Annotated in this window: 18 protein-coding genes; 8 read left to right on the forward strand and 10 right to left on the reverse strand. The window is 63.2% G+C overall.

Annotated elements, in window-relative coordinates; genetic code table 11:
* Nucleotides 1-4: 4 nt before the first annotated feature.
* A complete protein-coding gene (locus tag B0E50_RS14500) occupies nucleotides 5-928 on the reverse strand; it encodes a LysR family transcriptional regulator (RefSeq protein ID WP_077442059.1) in 924 nt (307 codons plus the stop codon).
* 119 nt (nucleotides 929-1,047) lie between these two features.
* Between B0E50_RS14500 and B0E50_RS14505 the strand changes: the two genes are divergently transcribed.
* The 4 genes from B0E50_RS14505 to ssb all read left to right on the forward strand — a co-directional run bounded on the left by B0E50_RS14505 (nucleotide 1,048) and on the right by ssb (nucleotide 6,993).
* Nucleotides 1,048-2,307: an MFS transporter gene (locus B0E50_RS14505; protein WP_139350886.1), complete on the forward strand. Its 1,260-nt coding sequence runs from the start codon at nucleotides 1,048-1,050 to the stop codon at nucleotides 2,305-2,307.
* 254 nt (nucleotides 2,308-2,561) lie between these two features.
* Entirely contained in the window at nucleotides 2,562-4,481 is a 1,920-nt protein-coding gene (locus B0E50_RS14510; RefSeq protein ID WP_077442060.1) for an AI-2E family transporter, read from the forward strand.
* A 210-nt stretch (nucleotides 4,482-4,691) separates the two neighbouring features.
* On the forward strand, nucleotides 4,692-6,020 hold the full coding sequence (locus B0E50_RS14515; RefSeq protein ID WP_256364090.1) for a DUF2252 domain-containing protein: 1,329 nt from the start codon (nucleotides 4,692-4,694) through the stop codon (nucleotides 6,018-6,020).
* 463 nt (nucleotides 6,021-6,483) lie between these two features.
* Complete coding sequence (gene ssb, locus B0E50_RS14520; protein ID WP_077442062.1) at nucleotides 6,484-6,993, forward strand: single-stranded DNA-binding protein; 510 nt, start codon at nucleotides 6,484-6,486, stop codon at nucleotides 6,991-6,993.
* A 56-nt stretch (nucleotides 6,994-7,049) separates the two neighbouring features.
* Here the strand turns inward: ssb and B0E50_RS14525 are convergent, their stop codons facing one another.
* From B0E50_RS14525 to B0E50_RS14560, 8 genes are all read right to left on the reverse strand, one after another.
* Nucleotides 7,050-8,495, reverse strand: a complete 1,446-nt coding sequence (locus B0E50_RS14525; protein WP_139350887.1) for an APC family permease — start codon at nucleotides 8,493-8,495, stop codon at nucleotides 7,050-7,052.
* A gap of 55 nt (nucleotides 8,496-8,550) precedes the next feature.
* Nucleotides 8,551-9,996: a sugar porter family MFS transporter gene (locus tag B0E50_RS14530; RefSeq protein WP_077442064.1), complete on the reverse strand. Its 1,446-nt coding sequence runs from the start codon at nucleotides 9,994-9,996 to the stop codon at nucleotides 8,551-8,553.
* 69 nt (nucleotides 9,997-10,065) lie between these two features.
* Nucleotides 10,066-10,968 carry an SMP-30/gluconolactonase/LRE family protein gene (locus B0E50_RS14535; protein ID WP_077442065.1) on the reverse strand — a complete coding sequence of 301 codons (903 nt, stop codon included), beginning with the start codon at nucleotides 10,966-10,968 and terminating at the stop codon, nucleotides 10,066-10,068.
* Nucleotides 10,965-11,729, reverse strand: coding sequence for an SDR family oxidoreductase (locus B0E50_RS14540; RefSeq protein ID WP_077442066.1), 765 nt, complete (start codon nucleotides 11,727-11,729; stop codon nucleotides 10,965-10,967). Before B0E50_RS14540 ends, B0E50_RS14535 begins: the two co-directional genes overlap by 4 nt.
* Before the next feature lie 40 nt (nucleotides 11,730-11,769).
* Complete coding sequence (gene dgoD, locus B0E50_RS14545; RefSeq protein WP_077442067.1) at nucleotides 11,770-12,918, reverse strand: galactonate dehydratase; 1,149 nt, start codon at nucleotides 12,916-12,918, stop codon at nucleotides 11,770-11,772.
* Entirely contained in the window at nucleotides 12,915-13,559 is a 645-nt protein-coding gene (locus B0E50_RS14550; protein ID WP_077442068.1) for a 2-dehydro-3-deoxy-6-phosphogalactonate aldolase, read from the reverse strand. The genes dgoD and B0E50_RS14550 overlap by 4 nt, the downstream gene beginning before the upstream one ends.
* The gene (locus tag B0E50_RS14555; RefSeq protein ID WP_077442069.1) at nucleotides 13,553-14,497 is read right to left on the reverse strand and encodes a 2-dehydro-3-deoxygalactonokinase; all 945 of its coding nucleotides are present in this window, start codon (nucleotides 14,495-14,497) and stop codon (nucleotides 13,553-13,555) included. The genes B0E50_RS14550 and B0E50_RS14555 overlap by 7 nt, the downstream gene beginning before the upstream one ends.
* Nucleotides 14,498-14,543: 46 nt before the next feature.
* Nucleotides 14,544-16,676, reverse strand: a complete 2,133-nt coding sequence (locus B0E50_RS14560) for a beta-galactosidase (RefSeq protein WP_077442070.1) — start codon at nucleotides 16,674-16,676, stop codon at nucleotides 14,544-14,546.
* Between B0E50_RS14560 and B0E50_RS14565 the strand changes: the two genes are divergently transcribed.
* Both B0E50_RS14565 and B0E50_RS14570 read left to right on the forward strand, forming a co-directional pair.
* On the forward strand, nucleotides 16,636-17,772 hold the full coding sequence (locus tag B0E50_RS14565) for a phosphotransferase (RefSeq protein ID WP_077442621.1): 1,137 nt from the start codon (nucleotides 16,636-16,638) through the stop codon (nucleotides 17,770-17,772). The two genes, B0E50_RS14560 and B0E50_RS14565, sit on opposite strands and share 41 nt — an antisense overlap.
* Nucleotides 17,765-19,087 carry an aminotransferase class III-fold pyridoxal phosphate-dependent enzyme gene (locus tag B0E50_RS14570; protein WP_077442071.1) on the forward strand — a complete coding sequence of 441 codons (1,323 nt, stop codon included), beginning with the start codon at nucleotides 17,765-17,767 and terminating at the stop codon, nucleotides 19,085-19,087. Before B0E50_RS14565 ends, B0E50_RS14570 begins: the two co-directional genes overlap by 8 nt.
* 53 nt (nucleotides 19,088-19,140) lie before the next feature.
* Here B0E50_RS14570 and B0E50_RS14575 read toward each other — a convergent pair whose 3' ends face one another.
* A complete protein-coding gene (locus B0E50_RS14575; RefSeq protein ID WP_077442072.1) occupies nucleotides 19,141-19,860 on the reverse strand; it encodes a FadR/GntR family transcriptional regulator in 720 nt (239 codons plus the stop codon).
* A 769-nt stretch (nucleotides 19,861-20,629) separates the two neighbouring features.
* Between B0E50_RS14575 and B0E50_RS14580 the strand changes: the two genes are divergently transcribed.
* Together B0E50_RS14580 and B0E50_RS14585 are read left to right on the forward strand one after the other, a co-directional pair.
* On the forward strand, nucleotides 20,630-23,017 hold the full coding sequence (locus B0E50_RS14580) for a TonB-dependent receptor (RefSeq protein ID WP_168170892.1): 2,388 nt from the start codon (nucleotides 20,630-20,632) through the stop codon (nucleotides 23,015-23,017).
* Nucleotides 23,018-23,125: 108 nt separating this feature from the next.
* On the forward strand, nucleotides 23,126-25,159 hold the full coding sequence (locus B0E50_RS14585; protein WP_077442074.1) for a trehalase family glycosidase: 2,034 nt from the start codon (nucleotides 23,126-23,128) through the stop codon (nucleotides 25,157-25,159).
* Nucleotide 25,160 lies beyond the last annotated feature (1 nt).

Consider the following 25,160-nt stretch of genomic DNA (forward strand, 5'->3'; position numbering starts at 1 on the left):
TATTTCAGGCCTGCTTTTTCACACGCGGTGCGCCGAGTTGCTTGCTCGCCAGTTTCTCCAGCTCTTGCAGCAACAGTTCAACCGGTGCTTTGAGTCGTGGCGGCAACGGGCGATGGATGAGCCATGCAACGATATCGGACTTGAAGTCGCTCACGCTAAGCACCTTCAGTTTCTCCCGGTACATACTCGTCGCGAGCAGGTCGGCGGTAATCATGCCGACACCGGCACCGCGCGAGACCAGGGACAGTTGCAGGTCGGCGCCGATGGCTTCCACCGCGACGTCGAAAGGAAGCCCTTGCGCTTCCATCGAGCGGCGCAATGCGGACCGCATGCCGCAACCGTTCTGGCTAAGAACCCAGGGAAAGGCGGAAAGATCCTTCAGGCTGACCCGCGTGCGCAGATTCAGGGCGGGTGATGCGACAACCTTGATCGGCTGTCGGCTGAACGCGTGGGCAGTCATGCCGGTCGGCGGTGCCGTGTTTTCCGCGAATCCGATGACGGCGGCATCGAGCATGCCTTGCTCGACGTGTTCGACCAGGCTCTGCGACCAGCTGGTCTGGATGCGCAAGGTGAGTCGTGGGAAGCACTTGCGCAGGCAATCCACCGGTGTGGCAAGCGTCATGTCGGCAAGATAGGGCGGCATGCCCAGCCGCAGCTCGCCCGATGGCTCGACATCCGCGCGAACCAGCGCCATCAGGTCAGCCTCGGCCTGCAGCAGCTGGCGTCCCTTTTCGTAGACTTCGCGCCCAGCTGCAGTTGGACGCAATGGCTTGGACTGCCGGTCCAGCAATTCGACGCCAAGCAGCAGCTCCAGGCTCTGCATGCGACGTGTCACGGCGGGTTGCGTGAGATGCATCGTCGCGGCCGCCTGCACGATCGAGCCGGTTTCGACGACGGCGATGAAAGCGCTTATGTCGCGGGTGTTCATCGGGCTGGCCTGTCCAAGAATATTGCTCAGTACGCATAGTAACTATGAATATTATTCAATTGCTGCAATATATGCGTGTATTTAACATCGAAAGCCTCCTGCTTGGAAAGGCCTTCACGATGCGATTCGACCCTCCGCACTATCTCGCCATCGGGGAGGCCCGTGCGCCGATAGCCCCATTGACCGCCCCCTTGACCGCGCTGTTCGCTTTCGCCGTGAGCATCATCATCATCAACCTCACCGCAGCGCAGCCGTTGACGGGGCCCGTCGCCCGGGCATTGCACCTGTCGGCGTCACTCACGGGATTGATCGCGATGCTTCCGCAGCTGGGTTATGCCGTGGGCATGCTTTTCCTCGTGCCGCTCGCCGACCTGCTGGAAAATCGTCGGCTCACCGTCATGACGCTGGCTTGCTGTGCGCTGATGCTCGCACTGGCCGCGGTGGCGCCGACAGCGTCGCTGTTTCTGTTCGCTGTCTGCCTTGCTGGCACGACATCGTGCGCGATCCAGATCCTGGTGCCCCTGGCGGCGGCCATGGCGCACCCGGATCATCGTGGCAGTGCGGTGGGCAATGTCATGAGTGGAGTCATGCTTGGCATCCTGTTCTCGCGGCCGCTGGCCAGCGTGGTGGCCGGCACATTGGGCTGGCGTGCGTTCTACGGCATTCTTGCGGGACTCGACGCGCTGCTCGCCATCGCGCTGTGGCGCTGGCTGCCGTTGCGCCAGCCGGCGAACGGCCAGACGTATCCGGGACTGGTCGTATCGCTATGGACGCTTTGGCGGCGCGAGGCAGTGCTGCGTCGTTACGCATATTCCGCCGCCATCGTGATGGCGGCCTTTGGCGCTTTCTGGACCGGGATAACCCTGCGCCTGGTGCAGGCACCGTTCTCGCTCGGCAGTAACGGCGTGGCGTTGTTCGCACTTGCCGGCGTGGCCGGTACCGTTGTTGCGCCATTGGCCGGGAGCGCAGGCGACCGCGGGTACAGCGAAATCGGTATGCCTATCGCGCATGTCTGCCTGCTCGCCGGAAGCGTGCTTGCCGGTATTGCCGGTATAGGTTGGCTTGGCCTGAACATCTCAACGCATCGGGATCTGGCGCTGGCTTTGCTCGTGGTCGCTGCGATCATCATCGATGCAGGTGCCATTGGTGACCAGACGCTCGGTCGGCGCGCCATCAACATGCTTGACCCGGAAGCGCGCAGCCGCTTGAACGGGCTCTTCGTGGGTGTGTTCTTCATCGGGGGCGGCATCGGTGCAGCAGGCGCCGGGGTGGTTTGGGCGGCCGCCGGATGGGCTGGTATCTGCACGCTTTGCGTGGCCTTCAGCGCGTTGGCATTTGCCGGTGACATGATCGCGCGGCGCAGCCCGGTCATGAACTGAGGCAGACAGTCGGTGGTGGATGCAATGCCAAAGTCAGCCTGCAGGGCGGCAGACTTTGGTGCGGTACACGTAGCTCCACGCCAGGCGGTCAAAGGTGCTGCATCGGATAATGTAGCGTCCGCTATGCAGTGGCGGCTGCTAAGGTAGATCCTGCCGGGGCAGCGTTGAAGCTGCGCGCCGGTTTGATCGAGTGATGGTGCGTCGGCAGCTTCTACACTATGTCTACATAAACCACACAGGCGAGGAGTTGTCCGATGTCATCCGAGTCTGATCCGTTGCCGGTCGCCTCGGCCACGCATCGTGGGATCACCATTGTCGCCAGTGCTACCGTGCTGGCGCTGCTGTACTTCGGCAGGGAAGTACTGGTTCCAATCACCCTCGCACTCATCCTGAGCCTGCTGATAGCGCCATTGATGCGCGGTTTGCGCAGGCTCGGGCTGGGACACACGCCGTCCGTGCTGATCGCCGTGCTTGCGCTTGCCATGTTCCTGGTGGGGCTGGCGACGGTGATGGGCTCGCAGGTCGTGCACTTGGCCAGGAGCCTTCCGCAATACGAGGCGACGATCCACGCCAAGGCCCAGACGCTGCGCGACATGACCATCGGCCGCATGGAGCTGATGCAGGGTGAAGCGGGCAGGGTGATGGGTCAGCTCAACGATCGCGGTACCGACGAGCCGGCAGCACCTGCCACTGTCCAACGAGGTCTTGTTGCTTCGACCAGCATCATCCCGGTCGAAGTACATGCACCACCGGCAGGTCCCATGGCGGTGATCACGCGGATCCTCTCATCGGTCTGGGTGCCATTGCAGACGACCGGCATCGTGCTGGTCGTCCTGCTGTTCGTCCTGCTGGAGCATGAGGCCTTGCGCGATCGCTTCATCCGCCTCGCCGGCGGCACGGATCTGCGCGCCACGACGGCGGCGATCAACGATGCCGGCGAGCGCCTGTCGCGGTTCTTCGTCTCGCAATTCGCGGTCAACTTCGGTGTGGGTGCGGTGATCTGGTTGGGGCTGGTGATCATCGGTCTGCCCGACGCACCGCTGTGGGCGGCTCTCACGGCCGTGCTGCGGTTCGTGCCTTATGTCGGCGTCTGGATCGCGGCGATTCTCGCCACCGTGCTGGCGGCAGCGGTTGGGCCGGGCTGGTCGCTGATGCTGATGACCCTGGGGCTGTACGCCGTGGTCGAGACCATCGCCGCACAACTGGTGGAGCCGCAGTTGTATGGTCACAGCACGGGGTTGTCGCCGCTGGCGGTGGTGGTCGCAGCGATCTTCTGGAGCTGGCTGTGGGGGCCGATCGGTTTGATCGTGTCGACGCCCTTGACCCTGTGCCTGGTAGTCGCTGGGCGCCATGTCAGGGCACTCAACCTGCTGGATATCCTGCTTGGCGATACGCCGGCGTTGACGATGCCACAGCGTTTCTATCAGCGCGTGCTCTCGGGCGATGCCGACGAAATCATTGCCGACGCGCGGATCTTCCTGAAACGCAAATCGTTCGCCGCGTACTGCGATGCGGTCCTGCTGCCAGCCCTGCAGCTCGCCCGCATCGACCTGAATCAGGGCGCGATCAGTCCCGGGCAGCAAGTCAAGGTCCGCAGCGCGATCGTGCGGGTCATCGATGCGCTTGGTGGCGAGGCGCGCAAGCGGTCGCGCTGGAACCGCCGCGCTTCGGTCCTCGACGATTCCAGCCTCGGCCGCCTCCTGCGCCAGCAACGCGTGGACGCCAGTGGCCGCTGGCAGGGGCCGCTGGCGGTAGCTCCGGGATCGGTGGTGCTTTGCGTGGGCCTTGGCTCCACCGTGGATGATCTGGTCACGGAAATCCTCGTGCGCATCCTGCGCGACCTCGGCATCGATGCACGCCACCTCACGATCGAGGACATCGAGGCCTTTGAGGCCGAGCCGCCACCGGAAGCCACGCCGAACGGGGTCTCGATGGTCTACATCGTCAGCGCCGTCCCGGCCGGGTATCGGGAGCGTGGCGATGCGGTGGCGATGGAAATGCGCCGCCGGTTTCCCGAGGCATGCCTCATCGCCGTGCAACTGCCGGAACTGCTGGCAACATCCGAGCCCGTCACGGTCAGCACCGATGTCAATCAGCTGGCGAGCTCGTTCGAAGAAGCCGCGCAACATGCCATTGCCCGATTCCCCGATGGCACCCGGCACTCTGCGCGATAAGGCCCACGCCTGCCGATGCGGAATGGGTGCGGGGTAAGATGGCGCTCCAATGGTTGCCACCAGCTGGAGACGAATCGCATGACTACGTCCCCCGACCAGCAAGATGCCCGCTCACCCAAGGGCAACCGGAAGGCTGCCGGGCGCAAGGCACGCGATGCAGTTGAAGCCTGCCTGCCGAAGCAGACGCATACGCAGTCGATCGAGGAACGATTGGCAGCGGCACGTTCCCTCCGATCCCATTGCCCGCGCAAGTCGCATGCGGGTTGGAAATCGCCCAGGAACCGGCATGACCCGGTTGACACCCTGATCGCCAGCTCCGAGGGACGCGTGCCCCATCTCGTGCCCATCCGCTATGGGCGCATGCTGGAGTCGCCATTCGCTTTCTATCGAGGCGGTGCCGCCATCATGGCAGGAGATCTGGCACATACGCCCTCGACCGGCGTGCATCTGCAGATCTGCGGCGATTGTCATCTGCTGAACTTCGGCGGATTCGCCACGCCCGAGCGACGGCTGGTTTTCGATATCAATGATTTCGATGAGACCAGCGTTGGCCCGTGGGAGTGGGATATCAAGCGGCTTGCGGCCAGCGTCTTCATCGCCGCCGAGGCCAACGGATTTTCCGCGGACGACGGGCGCGATGCGGCCTGGTGCGCAACCAGCGCCTACCGCGACCGCGTGGCCGAGTACGCGGAAATGCCGTTGCTAGAAGCCTGGTACGACTATCTCGATCTCCACAAGATCATCGCCCAGATCGTCGATCCTGCGATGAAGAAGCTGGCGACAGCGCGCTTGAAAAAAGCCACCGAATATACGGTGCACACCAAGGAATTCGTGAAATTCGCCATAGCCGATGGCCTCCCTCCACGCATACGCGATGAGCCGCCGCTGATCTACCACGACGATGCCAGCGACGCGGTCAGGAATCGCAAGGAGGTCGATCGCGCCTTCGCGCATTACCGCCTCACGCTTCAGCCGCAAAGGCGGCTTCTGCTTGATCGCTTCAAGATTGTCGATGTGGCAATGAAGGTGGTGGGCGTCGGCAGCGTGGGCACGTATTGCGGCATCCTGCTGATGGTCTCAGGCTCCGGCGACCCGTTGTTCCTGCAGTTCAAGGAAGCGCGCACTTCGGTCATCGAGCCCCACGTCGGGGCGAGTGTCTACAGGCACCACGGCCAGCGCGTGGTCGTCGGGCAGCGCATGATGCAGTCGGCAAGCGATATTTTTCTCGGCTGGACCAAGGGCGGCACGCGCCAGTTCTATGTGCGCCAGCTTCGCGATGCCAAGGTCTCCCCCGACACCAGCGTCATGAAGCCGGCGAATCTCCGCAACTACGCAAGGCTCTGCGGACGGGCCCTCGCACGCGCGCATGCGCGGAGCGGCGATGCGGTCATGCTGGCTGCGTACCTCGGCAAGGGGGATGCCTTCCCCGATGCGATAACCTCGTTCGCTGCCGACTATGCCGACCAAAATGAGCGCGATCACCAGGCTTTGGTACGGGCAGTGCGCCAGGGGCGCGTCGAGGCGCAGGTACTGGATTGATGTTGCGTTGATGTCTGCTTTCGACGGCGCATTCAACCGGTCAAGGCAACACTCACGTGCCCATGGGATTGCCGCATCCGGACACAAGCGCCTGTCACGGCAGGGGCTCAGGAGTAGATAGGGCCCGGTCGGGGCCGTCGATGCACGGGCGACGGGTTGGCTGCACCAGAAACCGAGCAATGCCCGGCCAATCGGCGCTGACTGAAGTCCGAACCGGGTGCTGGCATTTTTCATGACCGTTTGAACCGGAGCGGTTGAACTGGTCCGGGCCATCGCTGAAGGCGGCCAGAACCCTTGCGGCGCTTGCCTTCAGCAGCAGACGGTCCGCGTCGGGGTTGGCCCACGCCGGAGCGGGGTTTCAGCAGGTGGACTCGGTGGCCGGCGAGGTTATGATAGTCAACCGGATTCACCACTCCGGCCGTAACTACTCCTTACGTACGGCCGGCTCAACAGAGGACATCTCATGGCACGTGGCATCAACAAAGTCATCCTGGTCGGCAACCTCGGCAACGACCCTGAAGTGCGCTACACCAGCAGCGGCGCAGCGATCACTTCGCTGAGTATCGCCACATCGGAGAGCTGGACCGACAAGCAGAGCGGCGAGAAGCAGGAACGCACCGAGTGGCATCGCGTGAAAATGTTCGGCAAGCTGGCCGAGATCGCCGGCGAGTACCTGAAGAAGGGGCGCCAGGTCTATATCGAAGGCTCGCTGCGTACCGACAAGTACACCGACAAGAGCGGCGTCGAGAAGTACTCGACCGACATCATCGCCAGCGACATGCAGATGCTGGGTGGCCTCGGCGGCGAGGGCGGTGGCAGTAGCGGCGGGTTCCAGCGCGAACGTCTGCAAGGCGGTGGCCAGCGCCAGCAGGGCGGCGGCAACTACGGTGGCCAGTCGCGTGGTGGCAGCGAGCAGCGCCAGGCACCGCCACCGGCCGACAGTGGTTTTGCGGATGACGAGATTCCTTTCTAAATTCCACCATTCAAGTAGCCGTTTTGTTTCATTTCTAAGCCCGCCATTTGGCGGGCTTAGATGTTTCGGGGTGGCGGCATTTTGGTTGTGGGCTGGCTTCGGCCATGCCGATAAAACAACAGACCGATACCGATCAGCAGTGCTGAGCCACCCACTACCTTGAGCAGAAACAGGCTCGGATTGCTGCTGTCGGCGGGTGGAATCATCGAGGTGACGATCGCCAGCAAGGTCACCGTGAAACCGGTCAGTGCGGCCAGCCAGCAACCGAGGGTGCCGCCGGGCGACAGGTTGACGCCTTCGTTGCGACCGGCAGCGCGGCGGCGCAGCAGCGGAAACGCCAGCAGGATGTAGAGCAAGGGCAGCAGCGACATGATGGCGGTCATGTCGACCAGGACGATGTAGGCCTCGTGGATGCTGGAGCCGGACAGCGCCGCCGCCAGTACGAGCGAAGTCAGGATGCCCTGGGTGATCAAGGCCACGTGGGGCGTGCCATGCCTGGAGTGCAGGCGACCCAGCGCGGCGGGCAGGTAGCGATCGACGCCCACCACGAAGGGCAGGCGTGCCGTGCCGGTGACCCACGCGGAGATGGAGCCGATCGTGCCGACCGTGACGAGTGCGGCGGTCAGCGAACCGAACATCGGCAGGCCGATCCGTTCGCCGATCGCAGACAGCGCCTGCGGGATGCCGGCGATGATGTCGATCGTCGAGGCGGGCAGCGCGATCAACAGCGATGCCGTGCCGGCGATATAGATGGCTGCAATGGCCACGCAGGAAATCAGCGTGGCGCGCGGAATCTGCCGGCGCGGGTCCTTGATTTCTCCGCCGAGGATCAGCCCCAGTTCGAGCCCCTGGAAGGCGAGGGCCATCGTCGCGAAGGTGGAAAAGGTCGCGAGCTTGCTGAAGTCAGGCAGCACGTTCGTCGTGGCGATCGCGGTGGACGCGCCGAACCGGTACGCGGCCACCACGCCGGCAACGAGGATGAGCGCCGCCGCTGACCAGGTCGCGATGCCGCCGATGTTCTGCAGCCATTTGGCGCGTTCGAGGCCGAGGATGCCGAGCCCGGTCGCGGCCCATAGCACCGTCAGGCAGTAGACGAGGTTGTAGCTGCCGTCGCCGGCATGCGCCAGCCAGCGGTCGCCGCCGACATGCAGAAAGATGCCGGCGCTGAACAGCAGCGCGAACGGGAAATAGACCAGGTTGGAGACCCAGTAGGTCCAGCCGGCGATGAAGCCATGCACGTCGCCGAACGCGGTCTTCGACCACAGGTACAGGCCGCCTTGTCCGGGTACGCGCGTACTCAGTTCGAGCACCGCCAGCGCCAAGGGAATGAAGAAGCCCACGAGTCCCAGCAGCCACAGCACCAGGCTCGAAGGCCCCACCTGCGCTGCCATCGACAGCCAGCGCAGCGCGACGATCGCCGCGATGTTGAACAGCACCAGATCTCGGGTGCCGAGCACACGATGCAGGCCAGGTTCGTTCGTTGCCGCCGGCGTTGCGGTCATCGTGTGCTTTCCCCAGGTGAGCGGCAGGTTCAACGGCGATGCGCATTCGCACCCATCAGGAGGCGCCGTCTTTCACTGCCTGCCTGCTGAAGGCGGATGATGCCGCCGGGGATTGACTGCCGATCTCGCGCAGCGGCAGGCCGGCCATCAGGTTGCGTTCGATCTGTTCAAGGGAGACGTTCTTCGTCTCCGGGATCAGCACGAAAGTGATCACCAGGAACACGAGATTCAGCGCTGCATACAGCCAGAACGTGGCCGCGTTGCCGATACCGTTGAGCAGGGTCAGGAAGGTAGCGCCGACGATCATGTTGGCGACCCAGTTGGTGAAGGTCGAGCAGCCGATGCCGAAGTCGCGACCCTTCAGCGGCTGCACTTCCGAGCACAGCGCCCAGATCAGCGGGCCGGCGGACATCGCAAAGCCGACGATGAAGGTCAACAGCATCGCCACCGTGAAAATCTGCTCGCCATGCGTGGCGATACCCAGATACATCATCGTGCCGACCAGGCCCAGGCCCACCGCCATCACGCTGAAGCCGGCGTACAGGATCGGCTTGCGGCCCCAGCGGTCGACTAGGCCGATCGCGATGAAGGTGGCCAGCACGTTGGTCAGGCCGACCACCGCGGTGAACCACATCTGTGCCGTGGTGGCGTAGCCCATGTCCTGGAAGATGCGTGGCGCGTAGTACATCACCACGTTCATGCCGGTGAACTGCTGCATCACCTGCAGCAGCACGCCAAGCCCCACCGAGCGGCGGAAATTGCGATTCTCCAGGAACAGGTGCCAGCCGCGCTGCGGCGTCTTCAGCTGTTCCTCGATGTCGGCCACTTCGCGCGCGACGTGGCCGGCATCGCCGCGCAACTTCTGCAGTACATCGTTGGCCTCCTGCTTGCGTCCGCGCATCATCAGCCAGCGCGGGCTGTCCGGCAGCAGGAACAGGCCGAGCAGGAACAGGATGCCTGGAATCGCGATGATGCCCAGCATCCAGCGCCAGTTGCCGCTGTAGCTGAAGGCGGTATCGGACAGGAATGCCACCAGGATGCCGATGGTGATCATCAGCTGGTACAGCGAGATCATCGCGCCGCGGATATGTTCCTCGGCCACCTCGGCCAGATACAGCGGCGCGGTGAAGGTGGCCACACCGATCGCCAGGCCCAGGATCACCCGCGCCGCGACCAGTGTCTCCGGCGACCATGCCGCACCGCTGAGCAGCGAGCCGGCCACGAACAGCACGGCGCCGAGGATCAGCGAACGCTTGCGCCCCAGCGCCGCGGACATCCAGCCTGCGCCCAGCGCACCGATCGCCGCGCCGAGCATCATCGAGCTGACGATCCACTCGATCATGTGATCGGAGATCTGGAACTCTTTCTGGATGAACTGGGTGGCGCCGGAAATCACGCCGATGTCCAGGCCGAACATCAGCCCGGCCAGCGCGGCCAGCATGCAGGTGAACAGGGCCGTGGTGCGGGACGGATGGAGCGGGGATGTCGCGACAGTATTCATGAAGGAAATCCTGCAGGCCGCGGACGGCGATGGGCGGTTGGATGAGCAGCGGTTTTCATGGAGTGATCCTCACGCTGACATGCCGGCGAAACGTGGCTCGGGCAAGCCGCGCACGTCGACCCGGGAACGGAACAGCGCGCCGGCGTGGGTGTCGGCATCCAGCTGCGCTGCGGACAGTCCATCGCGCGCGCTGGTGACATACAGCGTATCGAGATCGGGGCCGCCGAAGGTGGGCCGGGTCGGCTGGCGCGTGGGTACCGGCAACAGCTGGCGCAGCGAGCCGTCAGCGGCATAGCAGACCACGCGTGCCAGGCCCCATTGCGCGTTCCACAGTGAACCATCGGCGTCGACACACGAGCCATCAGGTTCACCGGCAAGCTCGCCCAGGTCTGCGAACAGTTGAGGTGCGCCCAGCATGTCGCCGTATTCGCAGCGCTGGATGCAGCGTGCCAGCGAGTCGCAGTAGTACATCGTGGTGCCGTCGGGACTGAACGCGATGCTGTTGCTGATGGCCACCTTCGGCAGCACGAGCTGTTCCAGGCTGAGGTCGACGTTGAGCCGCCAGAAACTGCCGAGCGCCTGTTTGCTGCCTTCAGCAGGCTCGTGCATCGTGCCGAACACGAAGCGGCCCTGGCGATCGCAGGCGCCGTCGTTGCAGCGCGTGGGCAGCCCGGGTTCGATCTCGTGCAGCGTCTGCAGGTGGCCATCGGCGAGACGGAAAAACGCCAATCGCGAGGCTAGCGTCAGCAACAGCCAGCCGTCGGCTTCGCATAGCGCGAAAGAGGTGAGTCGTTCCGGCATCGGCCACTGTTCCAGTGTGCCGCTTTCAATGTGCAGGCGGTACAGCGTGGCGCGCTGGATGTCGGTCCAGTACAGCGCCTGGGCGCGCTCGCACCAGACGATGCCTTCGCCCAAGGTATTGCCGGCGTTCAGCGCGACATCCATCGGCGCCAGAGCGGTCGGCACCGTCATACCCAGCCGCCGTCTACGATGAAATCCTGGCCGGTGCACATGCGGCTATCGTCGGCGGCGAGGAACAGGGCTGCACGCGCCAGATCGTCCGCCATCAGGAAGCCGGGCATGCATTGCGTACGTGCAATCTCCTCGCGACCGACATCGTCCAGCCACAGGCGTGCCTGCTTGTCGGTGATCGCCCAGCCCGGGACCAGACTGTTGATCCGGATCTGCTGCTGGCCGAGCTCGCGCGCCATACCGTTGACGAAGCCGTGTACGGCGGCCTTCGCCATCGCGTAAAGCGGATAGCCCGCATTCTTTTTCATCCAACCGGTGGAGCCCAGGCAGATGATCGAGCCGCCGCCGAGCTGCCGCATGTCGGGAATCACCGCCTGGGTGGCGAAGATCTGATGGCGCAAGTTCACTGCCACGTTGCGCTCGAAATCCACGGGTTGGATGTCGGCCAGTGCATGGCGTGCGTCGTTGGCCGCGTTGTTGACCAGCACGGTGATCGGCCCGATCTGCGCGCGTGCCGCAACGATCGCAGCATGAAGCGCGTCCAGATCGGTGAGATCACAGTGCAGATAGTGCGGTGCATGCGGCACGTCGGCGAGCGATGCGCATAGCGACGCGGCGCTGGCATCGTCCACATCGAGAAACGCCACCCGCGCACCCTGGCCCGCGAAGCTTTCGACGAAGGCAGCGCCGATGCCGCTGGCGCCGCCGGTGATCAGCACGCTGCGATCGATCAGGCTGGGATAGCTGGCGAACGAAGGCATCAGCAGGCTCCGGGGTTACGAGTGAGCGCGGTCAGGATGCTCACCATTCGGCGACGCTGCCATCGTCGTGGCGCCATAGCGGATTGCGCCAGCGATGACCGACCTGGGCGCGCTCAGCGACGTAGGCTTCGTTGACCTCGATGCCGAGGCCCGGGCCACCGGGAATCGTGACGTAGCCATCCGCGTAGACGAATACATTGCGGTCGACCACATAGTCGAGCAGGTCGTTGGCGGCGTTGTAATGGATGCCCAGGCTCTGTTCCTGGATGAAGGCGTTGTGGCACACCGCATCGAGCTGCAGATTTGCCGCCAGCGCGATCGGGCCGAGCGGGCAGTGCAGCGCCAGCGCCACGTCGTAGGCTTCCGCCATCGCCGCGATCTTGCGGGTTTCGGTGATGCCGCCGGCATGCGATGGGTCGGGCTGGATGATGTCGACGCCGCCCATTTGCAGCACGCGCTTGAAGTCATAGCGCGTATACAGGCGCTCGCCCAGCGCGATCGGTGCCGGGGCAATGCTGGCCAACTCCGGAATCGCATCCAGATGCTCGGACAGCACCGGTTCCTCGATGAACATCAGCTTGTACGGCGCCAGTTCGCGCATCAGCACCTTGGCCATCGGCTTGTGCACGCGGCCGTGGAAGTCGATGGCCAGCCCGATGTGCGGGCCGACCGCCTCGCGCACCGCCTGCACGTTCTCCAGCACGCGCTCGACCTTGGCGTGGCTGTCGACGAAGTGCATCTCCTCGGTGCCATTCATCTTGACCGCAGTGAAGCCGCGCTCGACCGCGGCCTTGGCCGCCATGGCCGTGTCCGCCGGACGGTCGCCGCCGATCCACGAGTACACGCGAATGCGCTCGCGCACCGGGCCGCCGAGCAGTTCATGCACCGGGACGCCGAGATGCTTGCCCTTGATGTCCCACAGCGCCTGGTCGACGCCGGCGATCGCGCTCATCAGGATCGGGCCGCCGCGGTAGAAGCTGCCGCGGTACATCACGTTCCACAGATCCTCGATGTGGCGGGGATCCTTGCCGATCAGGTAGTCGGACAGTTCATCGACGGCGGCGGCCACGGTATGTGCGCGACCTTCCACCACCGGCTCGCCCCAGCCGCAGATGCCTGCATCGGTGTCGATGCGCAGGAAACACCAGCGTGGTGGCACCAGGAAGGTGGTGAGCTTGGTGATCTTCATGCACGGTGTTCCTTGGATTTTGGAGAGACAGCCGCCCATGCCTGTGCAAAGGCATGGGCGCGATGGGCGACTTCATCGGCATCGAGGCCGGGCGCGTAGAGCGCGGAACCGATGCCGAACCCATGCGCACCGGCGGCGACCCATGGCGCCATGTTGTCGGGCGCGATGCCACCGACCGGCAACACCGGTAGCTCTTTGGGCAGGACGGCACGCCAGGCCTTGAGTGCTGCAGGCGACAGCTGGTCGGCGGGAAACAGCTTCAGTCCGTCGGCACCGGCTGCCAGCGCGGCGAAGGCTTCGGTCGGCGTGGCGACACCGGGCACGCAAACCATGCCGGCGTCCTTGGCCGCGCGGATCACGACGGTATCGGCGTGCGGCATCACGATCAGCCGGCCTCCGGCGGCGGCGACCTCTTGCACCTGGGTCGTCGTCATCACGGTGCCGGCACCGATGAGGTAATTGTCGCCGAGAGACTGGGTGAGCCGATGGATGCTTTCCATCGGCTGCGGCGAATTGAGTGGCACTTCCAGCACGCGAAAGCCGGCGTCGGCGAGTACATGGCCGATGCTCACGGCTTCGTCGGGGCCGATGCCGCGCAGGATCGCGACCAGGGGGAGGGGATGGAGCCAGGAGCTCACCATGAAGAAATTTCCTTGGGCGCCGTAGACGAACCGGTGTTGACCAGGCCGATATCGCAGGCGATCTGCCACAGCCCGTGCGCGGCGGCATCCAGCAGGGGCTCGGCAAGATCGAGGTCGAAGTGGGATGCGGCCAGCCGGTAGCGCGCGCACAACGCGGCATCGCCAATCAGCTGGAGCGGTGCGTCGTGGGGAAAACGATTCGAGGCAAGGCTGGAACGCAGCTCCTCACCGATCAGCAGGCCGGAGAGATACTCGGGCACGGCGTCCGGCGCCAGCGCACCGTCGAGCATCGACGCGCGGGCCGAGAACAGTCGGCTGAATGCGCCGGCGCTGCCGCTGTCGCGTGCCGCGATGACGCCACGCGCAAACGCGTCAGGATCCACCGCAGCATCGCCCGAGCCGGCACAAAGGATCGAATGCTGCCGCAGCAGCGCAAACAGCTCGCCCGTCATCAGGGTGCAGAAGTCGGTCACGGCGCCATCGCGCACGCGAGCCCACTTGCTGTGCGTGCCTGGCAGGATCCAGGTGGAATCGGGGATCAGTGCCGGGCGCAAGGCGAGGGCACCCAGCAACTGGGTTTCCTCACCGCGCATCACGTCAGCGACTTGCGGGTTACGTAGTCCGGAAACGATATGGACGTCCAAACCATCCTTGGCGCGAAGGCTTCGGACGGCGCTGCCAAGCTGCGCCGTGTCGGCGGGAAGGTCCATGTACGGCACCTCCAACCAGCCTTGGCGGCTGCCGACCATGCCGCAGGCCAGCCGGGGCAATCGGGGCCAGCCTTCAGTGATGTCGGTCAGTGCGGCATCGAAGCCACCCTCCGGCAAATGGCGAATGCCCCAGGGGCGCGCGCGCGTCTCGCGGATCGCACCAGCCTCATCGAGCCTGTAGGCGCGCAGGCTGGACGTGCCCCAGTCGAGTCCGATCAAACCGCTCATGGATTCAGGCTTTCCCCATGGCACAACGATACGGATGTTAGGGGGATCACGGCGTGGTGTCCTTCCAGATCAGGGTCTGCGCCGGGGTCAGCGGCACCTGGCCGTGCACAATCTTCGCGTTTGCCGGAAGCACGGGGGCAAACGGCCGCGGGTTGTAGTTCACCATGAAATCAAATCCGCCGCGCCAGTCGATGAATACGCCCTTCGGCAGATCCTCGATCGGCACGTCCGCGCGTTGATAGACGCTGCGCACGATCTCGCGTTCCAGTTCGCCGTCATCGGTCGATACGCCGATCATGGTGACGCTGCCCTTGCCCAGCTTGCGGGTGGTCGCCGCCGCTTTGCCGGCGTAATAGTGATCAGCATACGTGGCGAGCACCTGGGTGCCTCGGCGCGGGGTGAGGATGTCGGCCCAGCGGCGCCAGGCATACGTCTTACCATCCGCTTTGACTTCGCCATTGGCGCTCGGCGGCAGCATGTCGAAGCCATCGACCTCGTCACCGATCAGATCGAGGATCGGTGCATACCACGGACCCTCATGGAACTGGCCGAGCTCGTTCTTCTGCCCGGTGCGGCTGGTCAGGATCAGATGGCCACCTTGTTCCACATAGCGCCGCCATTTGTCCGCCAGCTGCTTGCTGACCATCTGGTAGGCCGGCGCGATCAGGAACGGATAGCGGCTGAAGTCATCGTCTTCCGCAATGAAATCCATCGGCGCGCCGGTGCTCTTTACAGCCAGCGTGTAGCCGTTGCGGTAGGCCCAGTTGTTCCACAGAGTGGTTTGCGGCTGGATTTCCAGATCCCAGAAAACATCCTGGCTCCACAGATAAGCGGTGTAACGCGCCGCCAGTTTTTGCGGCAGCCGTGCCTTGCTGTCGAGTTGCGATTCGAGCGCCTTGATCTGATGCAGGGTATCGACGAATTCGCGCCCGGTGCGCGAGAGCGTCACGCCATCGGTGCTGACGATGCCCTCGTGATACATCTCGCTGCCGCGCAGCGGATGGCGGTAACGATAGGTGCTGAGCAAGGAGGCGCCGGACGCAAAGGCATGCCACATCCACATGCTGACCGCGCCTGGCATCGGTTGCGGATTGATCTCACCCCAGTTGACCTGGCCCGGCTGCAACTCCATCACGCCAAAGGTGCCGTTGATGGAGCGGAAATACGCCGCCGCTTCCATCAGGTTGGCGGGCTTGCCGATTTCGTAGCTGTCGCCACCCAGCACATTCGCGCCGGCGACCGGATAGAGCGTGAAGGTCGGAAAATCCAGATTGTGTGTGCGTCGCGGATCGGTGGCGGTGGAGACATTGGTGTAGTTGGTGGTCACCCATTGCCCGGCGCGGGCATACTTTTTGATGATCAGCGCCTGGGCATCGAGAAAGTGTGCCGTGGTATCAGCCTGGAAGCGGGCGAAATCGAGCAACGCATGCGGGCTCAGCTTGTCTTCGGCTGCGAGCGTGGCGTTCGGGATGTGTACCTGCTTGAAGCTGCCGTAGCGGGTGCTCCAGAACGAACCAGCCCACCCCGTATTCATCGCCTTAATGCTGCCGTACTTCTTCTGCAGCCAATCCTGGAACGCGGCCCGCGCGCTGTCGCTGTAATCGAGGAAGCTGCCGGGCTCGTTGTCGACCTGCCAGCCCCAGACGCGCGGATCGTGGCCATAATGCTGGGCCATGGCGGTGACCAGGCGTGTCACAAACGCTTCGTACTTCGGATTGGCCAGGGATACTTCCGCGCGGATGCCGTGTTCATGGCGCTGGCCGTGCTCATCCACCCGGTAAACCTCGGGGTAGCGCTCGTCCATCCAGCTCGGCGGAGCTCCCGAGGGCGTGCCGAGGATGACGCGCAATCCGGCCTTGTTGGCCAGATCGATGGCGTGATCGAGCCATTCGAAATCGAAGTGGCCTTCTTCCGGCTCCAGGTAGGTCCAGTCGAATTCGGCCATGTGCGTAAAGTCGAAGCCGAGCCTGGCCATGCCGCCGAAGTCACGTTGCCATTGGCTGCGCGGCCATTGCGTCGGGTAATAGAACACCCCAAAGCTCATCGGCTCGCGCTGGTGCAGCAACGCCGCGCCCTGTAGCGGTGCCGGATGCGGGCCGCCGGCGTCGACCGGGTTCGCATTGGCAGCGGTGATCATCATGGCGGCGGCCAGTACCGCCGCCAGCAAGGGCCGAAACATGGGATGCGCCTGTGGTGAGTTTCAAATGTCAACTTATACTACAATTATGACTCCCGCAATATTTGTACGCGATCCTATGGACATCCTGACTCCCGACGCGGCGCTGATGCTGGCTAACCGGCACTGGTGCATCCATGGCGATATTTGCGCACTGCCATCCTATGCCGATCAGAACTTCCGCATCCGCACCGATGGTGGCGAGTATGTGCTGAAGGTGGGGCACTCGTCATGGTCGCGCATGGACCTGGATCTCGAGAATCAGGCCATGATGACGCTGGCCAAGCGCGAGCCGGCGTTGCAATGGCCGCGGGTGCGGCTCGCCGTGGACGGCGAGCACCTGCTGACCTTGCCGATCGCCGGGCAGCCGCGTCAGGTGCGCGTGTTGAGCTTCGTGCCCGGCACGACGTATGCGGAAGCCATTGGCGCACTATCGCCGACCCAGCGCGCGACCTTGCACGAGAGTCTCGGCGATGCGGTTGGCCGGCTGACGCGCGGGCTGCAGGACTTTCATCATCCAGCGGCCGATCGCCAGCACGACTGGAATCTACTGCGTTTGCCGACCCTGTGTGGCGAAATCGCGCATATCGAAGATACCGAACTGCGCGCCATCGTACAGACGCACGCCGAGACATTTTGTGCGCGCCTTCCGTCATGGCGAACGCTGCTGCCAATCACGGTGCTGCACAACGATGCCAACGATCTGAATGTGATCGTGGCAGATGACGGCGGCGGAGCGCGCGTCCGCGCGGTGATCGATTTCGGCGACATGTGCACCAGCTTTCGGCTGGCCGACCTGGCGATCGCCTGCACCTATGCGATGCAACATGAGGCCGATCCGGTGGCGTGCGCACGTACCATTGTTCGCGGCTATCTGGCGCAGTGTCCGTTGCAGCGCGTCGAACTCGAGCAACTGCATGCCTTCATACTTGCGCGCCTTTGCCATAGCGTACTGATGGCGACGCGCGCGCATCGGGAAGAGCCCGACAATCCGTTCATCCTTGTGTCGCAGCAAGGCGTACGCGCGTTGTTGCGCGAACTCGCCAAAGTCAACCACGATGCCATCGTTGGCCCCTTTCTGGAACCAAGCTATGACTGATCCCACCGCCTCCAGCAATGTGCCGCAGCGTAGCAATGCCGACATTCTGCGCCTGCGCAAGCAGCTGCTGAATCCGACTCTCAGCGTGTCTTACAACGAACCGCTCAAGATCGTTCGCGGTGAAGGTGTCTGGTTGTACGACCAGCACGGTCAGGCTTACCTGGACATGGTCAACAACGTTTGCCATGTCGGACATTGCCATCCGCGTGTGGTCGCGGCCGGGCAGGCGCAGATGGCGCAGCTCAACACCAACACCCGTTATCTGCATGACAACATCGTCGAGTATGCGCTGCGCCTGACCGCGACCTTGCCTGGACCGTTGTCGGTCGTGTTCCTGACCAACTCGGGTACCGAGGCGAACGATCTGGCCCTGCGCCTGGCGCGGGCACATACCCGGGCGCTAGGTGTAGTTGTTGTTGATCACGCCTACCATGGTCATTCGCCGTCGATGGTCGAACTGAGTCCATACAAGTTCAAAGGCAAGGGTGGAGCAGGACAGAGTTCGCACGTGGGTGTGGTGGCGATGCCGGACACTTATCGCGGACCTTTCCGCGAAACTGCCGCGGCCGGTCAACAGTATGGCCAACTGTTGCCAGGGGCCATCGAAAGCCTGCGTCAGTGCGGTATCGCGCCGGCAGCGTTCTATTGCGAATCGCTGCTGGGTTGCGGCGGCCAGATCGTGTTGCCGGAAGGCTATCTGCCTGAGGCCTATGCAGCGGTGCGTGCGGCTGGAGGCGTCTGCGTGGCCGATGAAGTGCAGGTTGGCTTTGGTCGGGTGGGCGAACATTTCTGGGCGTTCGAATCCCAGGGCGTCGTGCCGGATATCGTCACCATCGGCAAGCCGATCGGCAACGGCCATCCGATGGGTGCCGTGGTGACCACGCCGGAGATCGCCGCCAGCTTTGTCAGCGGCATGGAGTACTTCAATACGTTCGGCGGCAATCCGGTGTCCTGCGCGATCGCGCTGGCCGTGCTGGATGTGATTGCGGACGAACAGTTGGAGGAGAACGCGCGTCGCGTCGGTCTGTTCCTGATGGACGGACTGCGCGAATTGCAGCAGCGCCACGATTGCATTGGGGATGTGCGTGGGCGCGGCCTGTTTGTGGGTGCCGAGCTGGTGCGTGATCGCGAGTCGAGAACTCCCGACCAGCCGAAAGCCAAGGCCGTGGTGGAAGCGATGAAGGCACGTCACGTGCTGCTTTCCACCGAAGGCCCGGACGACAACGTGCTGAAGATCAAGCCGCCGATCGTGTTCAGTCAGGCCAACGCCGAAGAATTTCTGGACAAGCTCGATCAGGTGTTGCGCGGGTCGTAGCCCGGTTGGGTGGACTGGGCGTTGCTGACGCCTGGTCCAACACCAGATGCAGCTCAGGAAGCTTTTTTGGAGCCTCCCTTGCGCTTTTTGTGAAGATTGGCCAGCGAGTCCTCAATCATGCTTTGCATCGCCTTGCGAGCGACCTCGGGCTGTTTGCGGCGGATCGCTTCAAGCACTTTCAGATGGTGTGGCAGTGAATAGCTGAAGTTTCCGGCCGTTTTCGCCGACAACACGAAGAACATCCCGAGCGCGCTTTCGACCACCGAGAAAAGCGAGATCATCAACTCGTTGCCGGTCGCCTGAAGCACGGCATCGTGAAAGCTGAGATCCGCTGCCGCCCACTCTTCAGGGTCTCGGGCCGCCTCCATTTTTCTGTAGGCAAGTTCCACGTTGGACAGCTGGGTCGCGGTGCGTCGGCGCGCAGCTGCGGCCGCGGCCGCCGGCTCGATGATTTCGCGCATCTCGACGAGCTTTTCGATGAAGTCGTCGGTCGGCATCGAGGCGCAGCGCCATGAAAGGACATCCGCATCAAGCTGGTTCCAGAAGTGCGTCGCACGTACGCGCGTGCCCACTCGCGGGCGAGACTCGATCAAGCCCTTGGCGGACAACACCTTCAATGCCTCGCGCAGGGCCGTGCGGCTCACATCCATGCTTTCGGCCAGCACCTCTTCACGCGGCAATATATCGCCCGGACGCAAGTCGCCGACAACGATCCGCTTGCCCAATTCACGGATCACATGGCCGTGCAGATTGCGTGAGTCCGTAGCCTTCATTATCAACTTCTCTCCGCAGTAAGGGCGCTTTCCGGATGATCACGCAGTCATTGCGTGAAGCCGTATGGATCGGGTGTCGTTGGATGCTGCGGTGCGGTAGCGCTCGAAATTTATCATACAAATGCACCGTGTGAATTCTGCACGGTACTCAGAAAAATATTCGGCGGCATGGAGTAGAAGATCTGCTGCAGCGGCGCACGGCCATTACCACCAGCACCTTGCTGCTGGGCTACGTCCGCGCACTGCGTTGAACCGGCCATCCGCCGTGTAGTCAATGCATGCCGGCAGGCGATGACCTCGCCGATGACTCGTCCCCGCATGCCTGTCGAACTATCACCCTGCGGACAACTTTCTGCAGCGCGTGATCAGGCGCGTCTTCATCGCGCTAGTTCGTATTTTATACTATGGTAGTACAAATGGAGTTTTCTGGGCTACGATGTGTCCTCGCCGCGCCCTGCCTGGTGCAGGGATAGCGGAGAAAGGACGAAACGGTTTCAAGCAGCGGATGGGCCTGACCACGCGCAGGCGCAACGGCATCGAATCCAGTCAAAAAACAATGATTCATATGTCTCGGGGAGGAGAATTCATCATGAGAAGTTGCACGCAGATCAATCGACGGGCTCTAAGCGTTGCCATCGGCGTCATGCTGGCGACCGGTGCAGTTCAAGCCCAGGACGCGGCGTCCCAGGTCACATCGCCGCAAGCCACATCGCCCCAAGCTGCGCCATCCACAGACCACAGCAAGCAGAAACCCGCTGAGTCGGCATCGGTGCAGACACTCAACCAGGTCGTGGTTACCGGCAACTCCGCCTTCGGCGGCATCAAGAAGATCGATGCCAGCTATTCGATCACCACAGCCACGAGCGAGCAGATCAGGGAGCTCAACCCGGTCAGCACGGCCGACCTGCTGAAGTTGTCGCCCGGCGTGTATCCGGAATCGTCCGGTGGCGAGACCGGCGCGAACATCGAGGTCGCCGGCTTCCCGTCGGACAGCGGCGCGCCCTTCGTGACGCTGCAGATGAACGGCTCGCCGCTGTTCCCGAAGTGGGACTACTTCACCGACGCGATGTTCCGCCTCGACGACACCATCGATCGCGTCGAGGCCGTGCAGGGCGGCACCTCGGTGCTCTACGGCAACGGCCAGCCCGGCCTGATCGCCAATTTCATTCTGAAGGAAGGTTCCTCGACGCCTGGCGGCGACATCGGCGTGACCTACGGCTCGGAAGGCATGGAGCGGCTGGACGGCTTCTACGGCTTCCCGATCGGCGGCAAGGATAGCGGCTGGTATGGCAGCGTGGGCGGCTTCTGGCGAAAGTCCGACGGCGTGCGCGATCCGCAGTTCGCCTCGGACAAGGGTGGCCAGCTCACCGCCACGCTCAGCCACGACCTGGAACATGGTTCGCTGATGTTCTACGCGCGTGACCTGAAAGACAAGAACCAGTGGGTCACCGACACGCCGATCTACAACCCGTCTGCGGGCAAGTTCTCGCCCTATCCGGGCTTCAGCCCGCTCACCGGCACCTTCGGCAGCAACGCCGACCGCTATCAGTTCCTGCAGACCACGCCCTGCTTCACCAGCGGCTGTACGCCTGGCGGGCAAAACATCGACATGGCCAACGGCCAGGGCGGTGATATGCACGTGGTCGGCGCCAACCTCGACCTGCAATTCGACAATGGCTGGTCGCTCTCCGACAAGGCCATCCTTGTCGGCGGCGACATGGACACCACGGCGTTCTTCAGCACCGGCGCCAACCCGACCTCGCTGGGCGAGTTCATCACCAGTTCCGTCTCCGGCTTCGGCCTGCCGTCCGGCGGCACCGCCACGGCGGTCTATACCAACAACGGCAAGCCGGCGGACTTGAACCAGAACGTCTCGGTACAGAACCCCGAGTACATCCACAAGCGCATCCACTCGCTCAGCAACGAGTTCCGGCTGAGCAAGGAACTCTTCGACGGCAACACGCTGACCTTCGGCAACTACACCGCGGTGTACGGCATGGACCACTCCGAAGACGACGGCCTCAACATGCTGTTGCAGGCGCAGAACAACCCGACCCCGATCGCGGTGGACTACAGCGTCGGCGGCAACGTCTACCAGCTGACCGACAAGCAGGGCCTGTTCTGGGCTCCCGGTCCGCAGTCATGGATGGCGTTCAACGAGGATTGGCACGCCACCACCACGGCGTTCTACCTCGCCGACGAGTGGACGGTGGGCAAGTGGCGCTTCGACGGCGGCGTGCGCTGGCAGCACGACAACATCGGCGGCAACTTCCAGAACACTTCGTCGGGCGACCTCGACGCCAACCCGAACACCGTCTACAACAACAACGCCGAGTACCTGATCGACAGCTGGACCCATTACGGCCAGAACCGCGGCGCGGCGTCGTGGACATTGGGCGCCAACTATTTGCTGGCCGACAACATGAGCATGTACGGTCGCGTCAACAATGGCGCGTTCCTGCCCAGCTTCGACGACATCGTTAACCTCGGCGATCCGCCGACCGAGCACATCCACAACTACGAGATAGGCTTCAAGTATCAGGCCTCGTGGATCTACGCGGATATCGGTGCGTACCATCGCCAGTTCATCGGCGTGCCGTACTCGATCCAGCTGAGCACGGGGCTGGTCAGCCTCGTCTACGGTTCGATGACCAATGGCGTCAACGCACAGGTGATGCTCAAGCCGTTCGAGCGCTTCTCCGTTGCGCTCAGCGGCAACTACATGCACGGCCATTACAACCGTTACGCGGGCTGCGTGACGTATCAGGCGCAGGACGGCAGTTACCAGTGCAGCAGCATCTCCGGCATGACGGTGGATCGCCAGCCCGAAATCCAGTACCGCGTGACGCCGGCCTACGAAGTGCCGACCAGCTGGGGCAGCCTGAAGTTCTGGGCCACCTACGAGCACATCGGCAACCGCTTCAGCGACCAGCTGATGCAGCAGCCGATGGGCAGTTATTACGACGTGAGCTTCGGTACCAACGCCAACATCGGCGAGAAGTGGGTGCTGAGTCTGCGCGGTACCAACGTCACCAACCAGATTGGCATCACCGAAGGCAATGCCCGCCTGTTCGGCTTTGCCAGCAGCGGCGGGGTGATTCTCGCCCGTTCGATCGAGGGGCGTGAAGTCAACTTCCAGGTCAAGTACAAGTTCTAAAATCCAAGGGAACGAAACCGTTGCCATCCGGGGACCTGCGTCGCGTCGGCTGCTTCCGTGGCCGACGCGACCCCCTCACCAGCGGTCCGTACCAAGGAACGATACGTCATGCGCCCACCCGTCAGACTCCTGATCATCGCTGCGAGTATCGCGGTCTTTAGTCTCGACGGCGTGGGCACATTGGCTGAGCCAGTCACCCATCAGGCCGATGCTGCTACCAGCTATCTCGATGTACTCGACCTGCATGGTGCGCCGCAGACTCCGACGGATCGAAGCTTCAACATCTTTTTTGACACCGGGTCGTGGCATGGCTACAGCCTGCCGGTTGCCGGCGATCCCGCGACAGGCTTTTCGGGCCCCTTCGTGCACAGTCTTGGCGATGGTCAATGGGTCGGTGCGCGCTTCGCCCGGTTGGCACTGCGCGATACCACCAGCAAGCAGAGCATCACTCTGAGCCCGATCGATAGCCACGCGGCGCCAGGCTATCTGGTACGTCAGTTTTCCGGCCCGGGCCTAGTGGTGCGTCAGACCTTGTTCTTTGCCGATTCCTGGCATGCTCTGGTGCGGATCGAACTTACCGCGACAACATCGCGGGACGTGGATCTTTCCGTCGCCGGGCGTGTGATGCCCCAGCAGCAGGCCCGGCTGGTCAAGGACGGCGATACGGTGGCGCAAACCTTCGCCAACTCGAACTCGAAGCTGACCACACGGCTTCACGCAGACGGTGCTCCTGCCTATCGGGTCACGCTGTCAGGAGCCGACTATCGCATCGCCTTGGACCACCCGCTGCATCTGAAGCCGAATCAGACGGCAACGGTCTGGGTCGAACAAACCCTGGTCTACGACATCCACGCCGACAAGCCAGCGCACGTCGATATCGCTACGGCCTGGACGCAAAATCGCGAACGCTGGGGCAACTACCTGAAGTCCGTGACATCAAGCCATGTTGCCGGTCTTCCCGACGAGGTCGCACGACGGGTTACCGTCAAGGCCATGCTGACCTTGCTGGGAAACTGGCGGGCAGCGCGTGGCGACCTGCATCACGACGGTGTCGTCCCTTCGTATTCCAATCCCGATTTCAACGGATTCTGGTCCTGGGATTCGTGGAAGCATGCGGCGGCGCTGGCGCAATTCGCGCCTGAGCTTGCGCGCGATCAGATGCGTGCGATGTTCGACTACCAGGCCGCCGACGGCATGGTTCCAGACTGCATCTATCTCGACAAGGCGGCCAACAACTGGCGCGATACCAAGCCACCGCTGGCGGTGTGGGCGGCGCTGGAAATCTATCGTGCCACCGGCGACAAAGCCTTTCTGGGCGAGATGTACGGCAAGCTGGTGCGCTATCACCGCTGGTGGTTCGCGGCGCGCGATCACGATCACGACGGCATGGCCGAATATGGTTCGACCGACGGCACCAAGGTCGCCGCCAAGTGGGAAAGCGGCATGGACAACGGCGTCCGTTTCGACGCCATCACCATGCTCAAGAACGGCAATAACGCCTGGTCGATGGATCAGGCGTCGGCCGATCTCAATGCCTACCTGTACAAGGAAAAACTTGATCTGGCGCAGGTTGCGGCCATCCTCGGCAAAGCCCAGGATCAGGCGCAGTGGCTGAAAGAGGCCGCGACGATGAAGACCGTCGTTCAGACACGCATGTTCGACAAGACGCGCGGTTATTTCTTCGATGCCAAACTGGGTAGCGGTGATCCCGTGCGCGTTTATGGTTCGGAAGGCTGGGCGCCGCTGTGGGCCGGCGTGGCAAGCCCCGATCAGGCCAAGTCCGTGATCCGGGTGATGCTTGATCCGAGCAAGTTCGCCACTTTCATGCCATTCCCAACCCTCGCCGCCGACGACCCGCATTTTTCACCGATTAAGGGCTATTGGCGGGGCCCGGTATGGCTCGATCAGGCCTATTTCGGCGTGGAAGCCCTCAGGAATTACGGCTATGCCCAGCAGGCCGACGAGATGGCGCGCCGTCTGGTACTCGACGCCAAGGGGCTGATGCAGCAGGCGCCCATGTATGAAAACTACGACCCGTTGACCGGTCAGGGTTATCAATCGCCCAATTTCAGCTGGGCTGCCGCCAGCTATCTACTGCTGTTGCAGAAGCGGGAGCGTAACGGCCTCGATCTCACCCTCTGAC

The organism is Rhodanobacter sp. C01 (assembly GCF_002001045.1).
Classification (GTDB): Bacteria; Pseudomonadota; Gammaproteobacteria; order Xanthomonadales; family Rhodanobacteraceae; genus Rhodanobacter.

Excerpts from the sequence above, each read along its gene's own strand:
- B0E50_RS14560 (WP_077442070.1), bottom strand. The coding sequence starts at position 16,676 with ATGTTTCGGCCCTTGCTGGCGGCGGTACTGGCCGCCGCCATGATGATC.
- B0E50_RS14540 (WP_077442066.1), bottom strand. The coding sequence starts at position 11,729 with ATGCCTTCGTTCGCCAGCTATCCCAGCCTGATCGATCGCAGCGTGCTG.
- B0E50_RS14535 (WP_077442065.1), bottom strand. The coding sequence starts at position 10,968 with ATGACGGTGCCGACCGCTCTGGCGCCGATGGATGTCGCGCTGAACGCC.
- B0E50_RS14510 (WP_077442060.1), top strand. The coding sequence starts at position 2,562 with ATGTCATCCGAGTCTGATCCGTTGCCGGTCGCCTCGGCCACGCATCGT.
- B0E50_RS14550 (WP_077442068.1), bottom strand. The coding sequence starts at position 13,559 with ATGGTGAGCTCCTGGCTCCATCCCCTCCCCCTGGTCGCGATCCTGCGC.
- dgoD (WP_077442067.1), bottom strand. The coding sequence starts at position 12,918 with ATGAAGATCACCAAGCTCACCACCTTCCTGGTGCCACCACGCTGGTGT.
- B0E50_RS14530 (WP_077442064.1), bottom strand. The coding sequence starts at position 9,996 with ATGAATACTGTCGCGACATCCCCGCTCCATCCGTCCCGCACCACGGCC.
- B0E50_RS14575 (WP_077442072.1), bottom strand. The coding sequence starts at position 19,860 with ATGAAGGCTACGGACTCACGCAATCTGCACGGCCATGTGATCCGTGAA.
- B0E50_RS14585 (WP_077442074.1), top strand. The coding sequence starts at position 23,126 with ATGCGCCCACCCGTCAGACTCCTGATCATCGCTGCGAGTATCGCGGTC.
- B0E50_RS14565 (WP_077442621.1), top strand. The coding sequence starts at position 16,636 with ATGGCGGCGGCCAGTACCGCCGCCAGCAAGGGCCGAAACATGGGATGC.
- ssb (WP_077442062.1), top strand. The coding sequence starts at position 6,484 with ATGGCACGTGGCATCAACAAAGTCATCCTGGTCGGCAACCTCGGCAAC.
- B0E50_RS14505 (WP_139350886.1), top strand. The coding sequence starts at position 1,048 with ATGCGATTCGACCCTCCGCACTATCTCGCCATCGGGGAGGCCCGTGCG.
- B0E50_RS14525 (WP_139350887.1), bottom strand. The coding sequence starts at position 8,495 with ATGACCGCAACGCCGGCGGCAACGAACGAACCTGGCCTGCATCGTGTG.
- B0E50_RS14500 (WP_077442059.1), bottom strand. The coding sequence starts at position 928 with ATGAACACCCGCGACATAAGCGCTTTCATCGCCGTCGTCGAAACCGGC.
- B0E50_RS14570 (WP_077442071.1), top strand. The coding sequence starts at position 17,765 with ATGACTGATCCCACCGCCTCCAGCAATGTGCCGCAGCGTAGCAATGCC.
- B0E50_RS14555 (WP_077442069.1), bottom strand. The coding sequence starts at position 14,497 with ATGAGCGGTTTGATCGGACTCGACTGGGGCACGTCCAGCCTGCGCGCC.